Source organism: Sinanaerobacter chloroacetimidivorans (genome assembly GCF_018128545.1).
In the GTDB taxonomy this organism is placed as follows: Bacteria; Bacillota; Clostridia; order Peptostreptococcales; family Anaerovoracaceae; genus Sinanaerobacter; species Sinanaerobacter chloroacetimidivorans.
In genome coordinates, this window is sequence record NZ_JAGSND010000033.1 from 1 (window position 1) to 12,965 (window position 12,965).

19 protein-coding genes are annotated in these 12,965 nt (G+C 52.5%); 1 reads left to right on the plus strand and 18 read right to left on the minus strand.

Going from position 1 to position 12,965, the window contains the following annotated elements; all coding sequences use genetic code 11:
* Nucleotides 1-23 precede the first annotated feature (23 nt).
* From KCX82_RS22195 to KCX82_RS22205, 3 genes are read right to left on the minus strand one after another with little or no spacing between them, the layout of a single operon-like run.
* Nucleotides 24-293, minus strand: coding sequence for a DNA cytosine methyltransferase (locus tag KCX82_RS22195; RefSeq protein ID WP_465250701.1), 270 nt, complete (start codon nt 291-293; stop codon nt 24-26).
* Nucleotides 293-676, minus strand: a complete 384-nt coding sequence (locus KCX82_RS22200) for a DUF7768 domain-containing protein (protein ID WP_013623298.1) — start codon at nt 674-676, stop codon at nt 293-295. Before KCX82_RS22200 ends, KCX82_RS22195 begins: the two co-directional genes overlap by 1 nt.
* Nucleotides 677-695: 19 nt before the next feature.
* Nucleotides 696-1,601 carry a conjugal transfer protein TrbL family protein gene (locus tag KCX82_RS22205; protein WP_013623299.1) on the minus strand — a complete coding sequence of 302 codons (906 nt, stop codon included), beginning with the start codon at nt 1,599-1,601 and terminating at the stop codon, nt 696-698.
* Nucleotides 1,602-1,798: 197 nt separating this feature from the next.
* Between KCX82_RS22205 and KCX82_RS22210 the strand changes: the two genes are divergently transcribed.
* The gene (locus KCX82_RS22210; protein ID WP_167875176.1) at nt 1,799-1,966 is read left to right on the plus strand and encodes a hypothetical protein; all 168 of its coding nucleotides are present in this window, start codon (nt 1,799-1,801) and stop codon (nt 1,964-1,966) included.
* Nucleotides 1,967-2,057: 91 nt separating this feature from the next.
* Here the strand turns inward: KCX82_RS22210 and KCX82_RS22215 are convergent, their stop codons facing one another.
* The 15 genes from KCX82_RS22215 to KCX82_RS22280 form a co-directional block, all read right to left on the minus strand.
* Nucleotides 2,058-2,396 (minus strand): DUF3852 domain-containing protein, encoded by a 339-nt coding sequence (locus tag KCX82_RS22215; protein ID WP_013623301.1) that lies wholly within the window; start codon nt 2,394-2,396, stop codon nt 2,058-2,060.
* Between the two features lie 180 nt (nt 2,397-2,576).
* Nucleotides 2,577-2,936: a hypothetical protein gene (locus tag KCX82_RS22220; RefSeq protein ID WP_330615988.1), complete on the minus strand. Its 360-nt coding sequence runs from the start codon at nt 2,934-2,936 to the stop codon at nt 2,577-2,579.
* A gap of 13 nt (nt 2,937-2,949) precedes the next feature.
* On the minus strand, nt 2,950-4,650 hold the full coding sequence (locus KCX82_RS22225) for a DUF8193 domain-containing protein (protein WP_013623302.1): 1,701 nt from the start codon (nt 4,648-4,650) through the stop codon (nt 2,950-2,952).
* 66 nt (nt 4,651-4,716) lie between these two features.
* Nucleotides 4,717-5,289 carry a DUF6550 family protein gene (locus KCX82_RS22230; protein WP_013623303.1) on the minus strand — a complete coding sequence of 191 codons (573 nt, stop codon included), beginning with the start codon at nt 5,287-5,289 and terminating at the stop codon, nt 4,717-4,719.
* Nucleotides 5,290-5,397: 108 nt separating this feature from the next.
* Nucleotides 5,398-5,946 (minus strand): hypothetical protein, encoded by a 549-nt coding sequence (locus tag KCX82_RS22235; RefSeq protein ID WP_013623304.1) that lies wholly within the window; start codon nt 5,944-5,946, stop codon nt 5,398-5,400.
* A complete protein-coding gene (locus KCX82_RS22240; protein ID WP_013623305.1) occupies nt 5,943-6,338 on the minus strand; it encodes a DUF4320 family protein in 396 nt (131 codons plus the stop codon). Before KCX82_RS22240 ends, KCX82_RS22235 begins: the two co-directional genes overlap by 4 nt.
* Complete coding sequence (locus KCX82_RS22245; RefSeq protein WP_013623306.1) at nt 6,332-6,988, minus strand: hypothetical protein; 657 nt, start codon at nt 6,986-6,988, stop codon at nt 6,332-6,334. Before KCX82_RS22245 ends, KCX82_RS22240 begins: the two co-directional genes overlap by 7 nt.
* A gap of 12 nt (nt 6,989-7,000) precedes the next feature.
* Nucleotides 7,001-7,873, minus strand: a complete 873-nt coding sequence (locus tag KCX82_RS22250) for a hypothetical protein (RefSeq protein WP_013623307.1) — start codon at nt 7,871-7,873, stop codon at nt 7,001-7,003.
* A 10-nt stretch (nt 7,874-7,883) separates the two neighbouring features.
* Entirely contained in the window at nt 7,884-8,813 is a 930-nt protein-coding gene (locus tag KCX82_RS22255; RefSeq protein WP_227020639.1) for a type II secretion system F family protein, read from the minus strand.
* On the minus strand, nt 8,810-10,342 hold the full coding sequence (locus KCX82_RS22260) for a type II/IV secretion system ATPase subunit (RefSeq protein ID WP_013623309.1): 1,533 nt from the start codon (nt 10,340-10,342) through the stop codon (nt 8,810-8,812). The genes KCX82_RS22255 and KCX82_RS22260 overlap by 4 nt, the downstream gene beginning before the upstream one ends.
* A complete protein-coding gene (locus KCX82_RS22265; RefSeq protein WP_013623310.1) occupies nt 10,336-11,151 on the minus strand; it encodes a P-loop NTPase family protein in 816 nt (271 codons plus the stop codon). Before KCX82_RS22265 ends, KCX82_RS22260 begins: the two co-directional genes overlap by 7 nt.
* Nucleotides 11,151-11,975, minus strand: coding sequence for a Flp pilus assembly protein CpaB (gene cpaB, locus KCX82_RS22270; protein WP_013623311.1), 825 nt, complete (start codon nt 11,973-11,975; stop codon nt 11,151-11,153). The genes KCX82_RS22265 and cpaB overlap by 1 nt, the downstream gene beginning before the upstream one ends.
* 28 nt (nt 11,976-12,003) lie before the next feature.
* Entirely contained in the window at nt 12,004-12,138 is a 135-nt protein-coding gene (locus KCX82_RS23100) for a hypothetical protein (RefSeq protein WP_013623312.1), read from the minus strand.
* On the minus strand, nt 12,135-12,587 hold the full coding sequence (locus KCX82_RS22275; RefSeq protein WP_013623313.1) for a prepilin peptidase: 453 nt from the start codon (nt 12,585-12,587) through the stop codon (nt 12,135-12,137). The genes KCX82_RS23100 and KCX82_RS22275 overlap by 4 nt, the downstream gene beginning before the upstream one ends.
* Nucleotides 12,577-12,807, minus strand: a complete 231-nt coding sequence (locus tag KCX82_RS22280; RefSeq protein WP_013623314.1) for a DUF6133 family protein — start codon at nt 12,805-12,807, stop codon at nt 12,577-12,579. Before KCX82_RS22280 ends, KCX82_RS22275 begins: the two co-directional genes overlap by 11 nt.
* Between the last annotated feature and the right edge of the window lie 158 nt (nt 12,808-12,965).

Below are 12,965 nucleotides of genomic sequence, written 5' to 3' on the forward strand. Positions count from 1 at the left end.
AGTTTTCATGAAGAAGCGGCCTATTAAGCGGCTTTCTCGTCTGACTTCGGGATAATTATTTCTTCGGTATTATCCTGGCATGGGCTGCCCCCGCAGATCACATCCACAAGAGGCAATGCCGCTCCGTCAAGTTTTGTGATATCTCCGACATGGAGCATTTCAGGAAATCGGATTTTTGTCACTTCAATGGGAAAGGCTTCGATTTCACTTGCCCATAAGGGGGTGATTCCATTGTGGACAGCAACAAGCGGGAAGCCTCCGATCCCATCGAAGAGGCTCCCCATCGTCATCATCAGACCATCCTCATAGCCTGTTCGGGAGCCTCGGCCGGTACATTGTTTTTTACTCTGCCTATGGCAAAGCCGTTTTCCTGTTCCATTACCCGGCGTACCGGGATTCCGAGTCTGCCCGCTTCCTCGATTTCAAGGTGCATTCCGAGTGAGATATGGTCGCCGTAGCACCATAACTCATCACAACGGGACAACATGGCGATTCCCATGTCAAGCCCAAGCTGACGCTGTTCCGGCTGATGTTCGTCCAGAATGGTGGGGTATAGCAAATGGGGCGCAAAAAAAGCGTACCCCTCGTTCATTACATGATGGCACGCTTTCTTGGCAAACTCGGTATTCTTTTCGATGTCCCCGGCGTAGGGGGACGCCATATAAATCAATTTCATGGCCTTTTTCCTTTCTGCGTTATTTCGGTGCAACCGCCTGCACCACAGTTCGGGTGGTGTTCACAGCGGCCTGCGCCGTGTACACGGCACTCATCACATTAGCCTTTGTGCTGGTGTCCAGCCCAAAAGCTCCAGCGATTCTTGGCACTTCCCCTGCGGAAAGCATCAGCCCAAGCCCCAGCAGGGCGTGGGTTCTCAGGACCATAAGCCCTGCGGCAAGGATGGTTGCCTGCAAAAATGTGGTGAGGCACAGACCGATGATCTGCTTGCACCACTGTGTAAATCCGTCAATGTAACCGCGAGGAACGGAAAACATATACAGGCTGCCTACAGCAATCTGGATCAGCAAAATGCCCCCACGTTTTAAATTGGCAAAAAAAACTTTAATGACCGAGTATCCCATCATGATAATCAGGAAAAGCATCATGATGGGGTTTGTGATGCCCGACAGCCCTCCAAAGATACCGGAGCCCATAGCACCGCCCAGGTCTGACGAGCTGCCAAGCTCTGCTATGATGTTCCCCGCAAGGTCACCGAAGCTGCTTCCGTAGCCGGTGATTCCTGCCGTGAGGCTGCTCTGGAGATTGACCGAGAGCTTGAACAGCTCCACCGGTAAGATGGTAAAAAGGGACACCGCCATAAAGCCTTTGATGGCGTTTAAGGCGGCGTCTTTTATGCTGCCCCGGCCGTGCTGGTACTCGATTCCGGTTTCAAACACCGACACCACAAGCCCGGTCCCGTACAGCGCCCAAGCCAGATAAGAGAAAAACAGGACGATGGACTGTACCCATTCCATAGAGAACAGCTCCACGCCCATATTTCCCATTTGTGCAAAAAAGTCAGCAAGAAAGCCAACCACTTGTCCGTAGAGCCATTCGATGATCTGATCCATCACGGTTCCGAGGACAAAATCCCATATAAACATTTGGAAGTTCACCTCCTTCGAGACATAAAAAATCACACCGTAGCAAGGCACACGGTGTGTTCATTCATCTCGGTTAATAAATTTCGAGCAATGATTTTTATTTGAGTAAAGCTCAAAAACAACTTGACAATCAGCTCTTTCAGAGTTTCAATACCACACAACGGTGGCCGCCGAAATAATCTTAGGAGGTCAATTGCATGGCAGATTACAAAAAAATGTACGATTCGCTGTTCAATGATGTGACGGACGCGATATCGTTGCTTCAGCGCGCACAGCAAAAAACGGAGGAGCTTTTTATCTCTGGCGATGATGGCATCGTACTTGAGATTAGAAAAGAATCCGGGCCTGAGGGCGAAAAAGAATAGCGGAATCATTTTGTAAAGTAAGGAGAGTGGCACGAGCTGCTCTCCTTACTTTTCTGATGTAAACACCATCATGCATAATCGGAACACCTTACTACATCCCCAAAATCGTCCAGATGTAAGTCGGAGCCGTAAGGGTGAACACCAAACAGGCGAACAAAATCGCCGGAGCCGCCCACTCAAACTGACCATGCTTTCGATAATCAAAGTACGCCATCCCTAATTTTGCAAAGAAAAACACCGCCAGAATGAGGTCGATTGCGGGAAACACCACCTTGTTGACCACCGTCTTAATCTGCCCGGAGGCGTCATTCCATGTGCCCTCAATAGCTCCCGCAACATCGCCATTTGCCGCAAAAGCGGTTGTGCTGAAGAACATGGTTACCATGAGGACGAGGATAAGCATAAGAGCAATTTTCTTATACCTTTTCATAAAAACCACCTTTCTAAAAGTTAAGAAAAGGCCGCAGAATTGCTCCTGCAGCCTTGTTCTTTTTCTGTATTTATAGTTTCATTGTCATATCCATGCCCTGAGCCTGTTCTTCCAGGAGCGAGGACACTTCAATTACCTGGGGGTTCTGATAAAATTTCAGGTCACCGCGGAAGCCTTTCTTCAACAAGCTGAATTCTTCAGCCTCCGCAAGTATTTCGGGAGGACGCCGGGTGGCATCTCCTGATTCCATCTTACCCATTCCCCATTTTGATGCCGTTGCTCCAGCTTTAGGATGATGTAACCCTCTGGTACAAAAGCGGGGTATCTCTGTAAAAATCCCCGTGTATCAACATAGGGATGTCCTTCCTTCATGACGGTCATTTCCATAAGCTGCAGGGTGTCTGCGAGAGAAGTGCAGAACCAGCACTCACGATCTCCAAATCGCCGGATGCGCCCATCCTGCAATATTGCATCCAGCCGGTCCTTTTGCGTGTAGTGGTACAGGCTGCCTTTTGGCGCCTCAATTCGTTCATATGCCATTGTATCCTCCCTGCTATGGCTTCTTAGGAGCGACGTGCCAGTCCTGCCACAAGTTGCCCCTTATGGTCAGGCTGTCTGTAAGGTTGGCCGACAGCATTCCATCCGGAGTCCACCCATCAATGAGCCATGTGTTAACGGTATATGCTCCGTCCGGCATCCAGATCGGGCTGAAATGGGTGCGGTTTTTGTAGGTGGAGTAAGGGTTTTGCTGAAGCTCAAATCGCCCCGATCCCATGCGCTCCAAGAGCCGCCAATAGGTTTCATAGGCAAATTCGGGAAAATAGCTGACCGCATTCTGCGGCTGGGTAACCGCCGAGCTTTGGTTGGAGCTGATACTTCCGGTGACGGTCTGGTTGATGCCATATCCCGATTTCATCGTTCTTCCGCTGGCAGTCGGATTCATGCTGTCGCATTTGATGCTCATGGCGGCGGTCAGGCTGGCACTGTAACGGTTCAGGTCAAACTCCCACCATCCGTGATCGCACCAATATCCGTTATCGTTTCCTTCATCGTCATAATCACTGTGCCACACCCAATATTCCTGCCACCACGGCCGCCAGACACTCCAGCTTGCCGAGCTTTTTACCGCTCTGCTTGGTATGGCAGAAGCACGGAAGCTATCGTTGCGGTCATCGGCTACGGGATTGGGCGGAGGGTTCTTATCAAGGTCAAGGATTTTGACGTTGAGGGTCATTTTCGCCGTACTGCCGGGACCGGATACCGTCACCTGAATTGTCATGTTCTGCTCAGTATCGGGGGTTTTCCATTTTACCCACGCAAGCTGGCTATCGCCTTCGGGGTAGTAGACATTGCCCACACTGTAGGTTTGCCCACCGATATTAAAGCTGATGCGGGTGGGCCTGTCGGGATCGGACTGACCTCCGCTGATCCTCACCGCCGTGATGACATTGGTGTTTACCCGGTACTCATAATCGTAGGCGTCAATCTGAGGTTCCTCTGGTTTCTCCGTAAAACGGACAATGCCAAGTCCAAGGCTGGACTTGATATCCGCATTGGATGCGGCGCTGCTTTTGCTGCCTCCCCATGCGGGATAGCCGAGGTCGCCTACCTCCAAAAACATGGCGAGGGGCAGATTCTTGTGGGTAAGAGACACCATTCTTCTGCGGAGCAGACCGCTAACCTGTTCATCATACAGGGCGGCTTCGGTAGCGGTGGTGGCAATCATAACTCCCTCAAATTTGTAGTAGGCAATGGGCTCCAAGAGGATTTTATACTCACCGCCGATGAGAACATCGTAATTCATGCCTGTTACATCTGCAATGCGTTTGATGACATATTCCGAGCAGAAATACTTCTTGATGGCGGCAATATTGTTGCTTCCGTTGGTACTGATAATGCGGGGTATGGTTTGAGCTGGATTGATATAATGGTACACACTTGTGGTAGGGCTTAATTGCTGACCGGAGCTATAGGACAGTTTGCTTACCTTTCCAAAATGAACACGAATATTGTCCGGTTTCTTATTTGTAAAATCTACCGGCGTGGTGACCGTTGCGTGATCACTTGCCCGAACCACAGTAATACGCACACCCTCGTTACCGCCGCTCCATGTGTTGGTGCTGGTTCCGCTGCCCATGCCTCCACCGCCGCCATCGATATTTCCGCTGCCGCCGGTATCAGCAAATGCGGTTAGGGGGCAGAATAGGCAAAGCACCAGCATAAGACTGGCTATGCTCTTGAATAATTTCTTCATTGCGGCCTCCTTTTTGCAAAAGTAAAGGCACGGTCTGTTTCAACCGTGCCTTGTGAAAGTATTCTGTTATTCCCCCATATTGCCGACTTGTTTATTGATATCGCCGTCACCGTCTACAGTTGTGCCTTGACCGCCACCGCCGTTATCGTCAATCCACCCGAAACCCGGCACATAAATCTTGCCGTCCTTGGTTTCGCCGCCCTGCGGCTGATTGTCGTTTTTTGGGGTATCCTTGGGCTTTTCCACCTTATCATGGTCGACGGGCTTGGGAGGCTCCGTGACCTTTTCGCCGTCAGGTTTCTGCGTGGGGTCTTTGAGCTGTTCCTCAGTATATTCCGGCTTGGTTGCATCGCTTTGGATGGTCTGTTCCGTGCCGCTGGAAACTGCACCGTTGTCGATGTTTGTCGGTTGGGTGGTATCAGGCGGGGCTACGGTGCTCTCTTTTTCTTTCTCTGTGCTATCCGGCACCCTGGTGTCCACCGTCACATTGCTCACCTCGGAGCTTTGGGGCGAGGGTGGGGTATCCACCGGCTTTGGGGTTATGAATTGCTGTCCGATCAGTACCACAAGCACCGCACAGAGGGCGAGGCATCCGGTTACGGCCAGCCATTTCTTCGTTTTGGCATTCATATTTTTCATAAGAGTGTCCTCCTATTTGTTAAATTTTGATAGGTTCCTGTTAAGTCACACCCTACCACGAACTTTTCAAAAAGTCTATCATTATTCCAAGAAAACTTCTCCGCAGGGTTAAAACCTCGGTGTGTATCCGGCGCTGGTCTTGACTTTGATCGTCATGGGGGGCAGCAGTTTTCCGCCAAAAGACACGGGAACCTCCAGCATGATGGTGCTGTCAGCTTCAAAGCGGGAGGAGGCTTGGTCGCCCGATGCAAAGGGAGCGTTTCGGATATCCACCTCCAGATTCCACACCTTAAATTCCAACTTGCCGTCCGGAGTGCGTTTTTCATGATAGCCGCCGCTGTAGGAAAGACCGAGTACACCATCCAGCCTGTCATAGATATCGCCGTAATCAATGCTTTCCTCAAAATCCTCGGCAATGGGCTGGTAGGCTCCCGAATAACCCTCCCGCACGCCGTGGTACACATCGTCGTAGTTGTCGTTGACGGTGGAGATAACAGCGGTCTGCACCGCATCCCGCACGCCCTGCGCTACGATTACAAGCCGGAAATATTCTGAAATGCCGGTAAAGATAATCACCAGCGACAAGGCGATGGCAATGATGAGCGGGAAGCCTGAGCCGCTTTTCCCTTGTAGGATTTGCTTGATTTTTTCCGTCATTTCCAGTAGACCTCGCTTTTTCCCGCTGCATCTGCTCTCAGCGTAATGGGGAACGAGCCAAACCCGGCAAAAAGCCCGATGTTGGTCTTGTAGGTGACCGTCACCGTGACTTCTTCATTAAGCTGAATCCTGCCGGTCTTGGACCATGTCACGGTGGGGGTCAGTCCGGTCTTTTCCCGCAGGAATTGTTCACGGCGGCCGGTTTCGCTGCCGATCTGACCGGAGATTTCCGCCTCCCGAATGAGTTCCACGGCAAAGGTGTCAATCTGCTGTTTTTGGATATACACCGGGAACACCTTCACCGCAAGGGCGATAACCAGCATGGCACACAGCACCAGCACCGCCACATCAATGTAGCCTTCTCCGGCTTTGCTTTTCAGTATTTTCAGCACATGGTCACCCCCTGTTCAAAGGGGGCCTGCTCCTGTTCCGGCTCCCGGATGTAATCGCTTAATATGCGCCATGTACCCTTGCTGAAACTGGCCCTACGGACTTCTTGATTAAGCAGTTCCTCCGCGGTGATTTCCCTCCCATACTCAGGACTGCCAGGATGCCCCATTATGCTCTGCCCGGACAGCAGAAGCTGTGCTTTTTCCGGAGTCAGATACACACTACCACCGGGAGTCAACATGTCGAGATTGGCACAGGGATGGTGTTCAATGAATTCCCGCACAGTGTTTTTTTTGTCTGTTGCGGGACCCGGCGTATATTCCGGGTCAAGAGCATAATCCTGTTCTGCTGTACCCTTGTCCATCAGACTCCAGAGCGCATGATTGAGTTCTTCACTGAAATCCACCGATTGCTCCGATATCCACTGATCCCTTGCGACCTCCAGCGGGTTTTCAAAACACAGGAGGTATTCCATATAGTCCTCCGGGTACCCACCACCGTACAGCTCGTTATAGACAAAGCGGGCGGCAGTAATCTCATCGCTTTTTCCGATGAGAACACCTTTGGAAAGTCCGTCCAGTTCACGGAGGTAATCGTTCCAGTTGCGGTCGAGTTTTTCCCGAAATGCATCTATCATCTGTTCTCGCTGCATTTGCACACCTCCTTAAAACATCCCGCCGAGGGATGTGATGATTTCATAGACAATAATCGCCATGTAGGTCATGAGAAAGCACATCAGCATGGCAAAGGAAAATACTCGGATTTTGGGCGGAATCTTCATGGCCTGCGCTTTAAGCCGCTGGAGTTCCAGTTGCTTCATGTCGTGTGCCAGCATCTGAAAATACATCCCGCCGTCATCTCCGCGAAGTACGCCAATCAGCCCTCGCGTGATATCCGAGAGCATGGGCGAATTGAACCTTGACTCGAACCTCGTCAGTGCCGCCTCGTAGCTGGAGGAGCGCATATCTGCAGTGAGGATATCAAGCTCTGCGGAAAAATCTTCTCCCGCATTTCTCTTGAAATTCTCCAGCATGGACAGCACATCCCGGCTGGCTTTCAGCTCCTGGGTGATGGTTGCAACGAAGCGGGGCAGTTCCTGTTCGATTTTGCCTCGTTTAGCTGCCAGAGCCTCGTCCGCCTTGCGTATCTCTTTGAAATAGACCAGCACGGCAGCAAACAGTACAATGGGTGTCAGCAGCGGGAGGACGATAAGGCAGGGAATGATGCAAAGCGCAATACTCATTGCCTTGACGATTGCCATTGCCGTGAACAGCTCCGGCGAGTCGGAAAGTCCTGCCGCCGACAGCACATTTTCCATTCTGCTTTTCTTGTACTCATCCATGCGGAGGTAGCGGGAAAGCTGGACGGCGGCGTTTCGCAGCAGTGCATCGGTGGCTTTGGGTTTTGCCTTGGCCTGCTTACCCGCCGACAGCATCGCCTTTTGGGTGGCGAGAGTGGGCAGCCGCAGCAGATCGGCGGTAATGAAAAAGAGCCCTGCCGACAGGAGGACTCCAAATAAAAAGATGTAGATTGTCATGAGCGTCCTCCTATCTTCGATATTCGATGGGCTGCGTGAGCTTGATGACAAACGCCGTAGAAACGAAAATCACGGCGGCGCAAATGGTCAGAATAATCTGCCCCAGCGGTGTGTGCATCAGCGTGTGGTACCAATCCTTGTTCAAAAAATACATGAGCGGGATATTGCCGACGACGAGAACCTGCATGATGATGAATTCCTTTCTCGGCTCAAACACCATGTTTTCCAGCTCACCGTTAACCACCCGCATATCGGACAGCTTGCTGACGATAGGGGTCAAGGTGGTCTTGAGGCTGCGGTCGTGCTGGCAGGCAATGAGGGCATCACACCATTCGACATATACAGCGTTGTCGATGCGGTCTTTCAGGTCATGGAGCGCTGCCGTCACATCGGGGTCAACCAACCTGACACGGGACACAAACCCTTTGAAAACCGATAGCACGGGAGGGTTAAGATACGGCAGATTTTCGTCTACTGCCGTCAGGATGTCCTCGTTTCTGAGGTAGGCTGTGGTGATGATACTGAGCGCTGTTTCCAGCTCCGCCGCAATATCCCGCTTGAAGTGGCTGGCTGTGAGCTTTACCCACCAGAAAGGCAGGAACATACAGCCTACCGCCAACACAGGAACAAGGAAAAAGTTCGAGAGCATGATGGCGATGGATGCGCCCACGGCAAAGCACAGCAGAGACAGGGCACAGAGCATGGGAAAGCGTGCCGTCCTGCCTGTTACCTTGAGAATAGACTGCACCTCGGCAATTTCCCGGCGCAGATAGGACTGCTTTTTCCTGCGGGTGAATTCACCCACTTCGTCGCGGAGAGACTTGGGCCTGTCGGTGAGCTTTCCGAACACTGCCGTGGTGAACTCTATCGGAGTAAGGCCGAGTAAAATAAAAGAGCCTGCTATCATTCCGATGCAGGCGATTAAGAGTACCGTTGTCATGCGCTTTGCGCCTCCTTTCCCCGCAAGCTCTCGATGACCGCCTGGGGCATACCATTTTCCAGCAGCCGCTTGGCAAGGCTCTCCGAGATGGCATTGATCTGTTCGTGGTGTCCCTCGATGATGAATTTGCCGTCCTCCATGCGGTTTTCGGTAATGATATACTGGAACAATGGACGGTAGTTTCTTGTGCCGTCCGGGAGGATCTCGCACTCCTGAATCTCCATCATGCGGCGCTGCTTATTTTCAAGCTGCTTGCAGAACACCACAATGGGGTAGGCTTCGGTGACATAGTCCATAAGGGTCTGGTCGGACATATCCACCGCACGTTTGCACAGGGACACCATGCGGCGATAGGTAGCCTCGCAGGAATTGGAGTGGATGGTGGTCAGCACCGCAACTCCGGTTCGGGCGGCTTCCTGGGCGGCATTGGCCTCGGCGCCTCTCATTTCGCCCACTACGATAATATCCGGATTAAAACGGAGCGCATAGTCCAGGAGGTTGGTTTGATCGATGCGCTGGCGGTCATTGTCGCTGTCGCGGGTCAGGGTATGGATGACCGAATTGATCACCTTACCGTCCTTTTCCCGAACCAATGCCAGCTCACGGGAACCGTTTTCAATGGTATAGATTCTCTTATTGTCGGGGACGGTTGTCAGCACCCAGCCCGCCACGGTGGTTTTGCCGGAGCTGGTGGCGCCCGCCACGCAGACCGATATGCCGTAGCGGATACAGAGGGATAAAAAGTCCAGCATGGGGTCGGTCGCCGTACCGCTTTTGACAAAATCGTCTTTCTTCATGCTCTGCGGGTTGACGATACGGATGGAGGCGGCGACGCCCACATCTTCATCCACGATGGGACTTTTGAGAACGGCAATTCGGATGTTTTTAGAAAGATGCCCCAGCACGATGGGGCTGGCGTTGTCCAAGACCATGCCGCTGATGTGGAGCATCCTGCGGATTACATTGACAGCGTGCTGGGGGCTCTCAAAGCGTTCCTCCAGCTTGACCGTGCGGCCGTCCGAATATTGCACTTCAATGTCCCGCCACGAGTTGATGTCGATTTCCTCGATTCCGGTGCCGAAGATATATTTCGTCAGAAATCCGAACTCCGCCATTTCGGTGTAGAGAGCATCCGCCAGCTTGCCGCCGCTCATGCCGTTTACCGATACGCGACGGTCCTGAACGTACTTTGTGATGTAGCGTTTGAGCTGTGCCTTGGCATCCTCGCCGCCCGCAGTGATGAGGGTGCTGTAATGTTCGGAGATGTACTCCTGCACATCGGCAAGGACTGATGAGAAATCCTTACCCTCTGCTTCAGGTGTGAAGAACAGCGTATGGGTGCGGTTTACCCCTGAAAAATCCACAGTGCGGTTCACCGTAGACTCCTGATCCATGGTGTTGCTCAAAGCGGGAGCCGTCGCCGGGGGTGTGGATGGTTGGTTTTGTGTCTGTTTTTTCTGCTCCTGTTCGGCCTGTGCCTTATTTTTTCCCTTGGCAAATGCCGGGGTATTTCTCTTTTTCCCTAACATCCGAACACCTCCTTTGCAATTTTTTCAATCTCCCTGCGGAACAAGCGGCTGTCTTTTAGGGACAAATCAGCCAGCAGATTTCCTGCAAGGTACTGTTCCTCCAGCTCCTGAGAATGGATGATGGTAAAGGCTACCGAACCCAGCGCCTGACCGATCTGCTCCCTGGCCTGCTGGGGCTTTACGTTGCTGGCAACCTTGTATTGTTTATCAGCATCCCATTTGGAATCCCGAAGCAGAGGGAGCTGGCTGGAGAGATAACTCACAGACTTGAGGTCTGCATTGGCAAGGCGCAGGACGCTGTCTGCCTCCATGAGCGCCACGGCGGAGAGAATGTCGTTGGCGATATAGCTGCCGCAGTCCACCACAACGAATGGGGCGATTTCCCGTAGTCCGTCCATCAGCTCCTGTGCCTGTAGCTGCTCATAGGGCGGATAGGTGTACTCGTTCTCACCCTTTTTCATGCCGAGGATGGTCAGGTGGCTGTTTTTCTTGAGGGTCACCAGATTGTGCTTGATGAGGGCTTCGGTCACATGGGTAGCGGCAAGGATACTGCCCAGCGAATGCTCACTCTCCAGATCGGAGGGAGGGCAGACACAGGGCAGCATGGGTGCGGTCATATCACAGAGCAGAAGTACCACGTTTTTCTTCCGGTCCGCAAGATGCTTTGCAATCTTCACGGCGGTGACCGTCTTTCCGCTGCCGGGAGAGCCCCAAACGGCAAGAATGCCGCTCTGAGGCTCCTGCTCCGGTGGGGCATCTTCCCTGGCGGACTGGCGGGTGAAGATGCTCTTTTTCTTGAAATTCAGCATCACTGCACCTCGCTTTCCGCGGGTGTTTCGGATGCAGTGCTTTCCTCCGATTCCTGAGACTTGGGTTCAGATGAGCTGTCCTGTGGCACCTCCACAGGATACAGAGCGGCAATGACTTTGTCCTGCGCCTCTGTAAACTTTGCGGTGTTGGCAGGCGTGCCACGGTAAACGAGGGCGAGGTGGAGCTTGCCGTCAGCCTCCAGCTCCGCCAACACTTTGCTCTGTTCGGGAGATACCAGCAGGGTTACGGTGGAGGGCAGCTCACGCTCATCCTTCTCGGATTTGGCCTCACCGGTGTTGGCGTCATAGCCGGAGGAGGCAGTCACGCTGATGACCTCCACATATTTCAGCTCGGCGGGGATGACGGTGGAGCCCTGTTTTTTGTGGTCGGCGGCAATGACCGACACTATATCGCCGCTCTGGAGCTTGCCGGACAGACCGTTTGCAAAGCTCTTGATGGTCACCGACATGGCCTGCTTGGTGCCGTCCAAATTGTAAAGATAGGCATTCTCCGCAGCGGGGGTGTCGGACAGCTTGGTGTTCAAGATATAATCACCGATGGAGAGGTCGGATTTGGCATACTTGCCGATGACCATTTCGCTCTGGCGGATGACGTTGTCGGGCAGACCGAAGCCACCTACCTCCACGGTCTGGACCGTATCCTTTGTGATCTCATCGCCTGCTTTGATTTCCTTAACCACGCGGACGATCTCGGTTTTCTGGCTGACGGACTTGTTGAACAGCGGCGTTACGCCGAAGCAGATAAGCAGGGACAAAAGGATGCAGATTACACCGACAACAGTGCGATTCTTAAAAAGACTCATAGGATTTCCTCCTTTATTTCATTGTGATTTAGAAGCTGACGGAGCTGTATTTGCGGTATTTCGCTGCTTTCACAGCCCCCGGAATAAGGGCGGCAGCCAGCGAAACGGCGGCGATACCGGCGATGAGAATGGTCTTTTTTCTGCTGATATGGATTCTTTTCATGAGATAACTCCTCCGATATTTAGAATGGTTATGGCAAGAAAGCCGAGGGACAAAAACGGCGCCATCGGCAGGGATGCCTGCGCCGCTTTCTGAGGCTCCAGTTTGCGGAGCCTTCTGATGGCTTGGGCCCAGAAATAAAAAAAGAGGGATGCCATCAGACCGAGTGTCAACCCGGCCGTGCATCCCCAAAATCCCAAAACAATGCCCGCGGTGGCAGTGAGCTTGATATCCCCGCCGCCAATGCTGTCCGGTTTGTATAGGGCGGCAATGAGTAGCGGCAGCGCCGCAAGCACTCCCAAGAAATTGGCGGGGCTGAAATCAATCAGCCCCGCCAGTGCAATCAGGAGGCAGATGCTGTCCGGGATGATCCGTTTGCGGAGGTCCCACACAGAAGCCGCCAGAAGCAGAGAAGAAAAAAGCGCCGCCTGTGCGATGCCATTAGCCTCCATAGTTGAACATTTCCTTGATTCTCTGTGTCAAGGTCGGCAGTACCGTTTCCCCAAACAGGGCATAAAGCCCTGCCAGAAGCAGAGCGCCGATGACAACCGCCAGCAGGATTTTAATGGCCGTATCAATGTAGCCCTCCCCGCGGTTTCCGGAAAGGGTGTTTCGGGTTCTGACTACGGCTGTGGCAGACTTGTTCTTCAGCTTGCAAATGAGAGATTTCATAGATTTTCCTCCTTACTCGAAATGATAGGTTACGGAATACGTGATGTTGCTCTTGTTGTAGGGTAGGCAGCCAACGCCACGCCATATTTCTATGGCAGGTTTTTGTCTGCCCCCCTCCGAACCGTACGTACACCTTTCAATGTATACGGCTCTCCAAT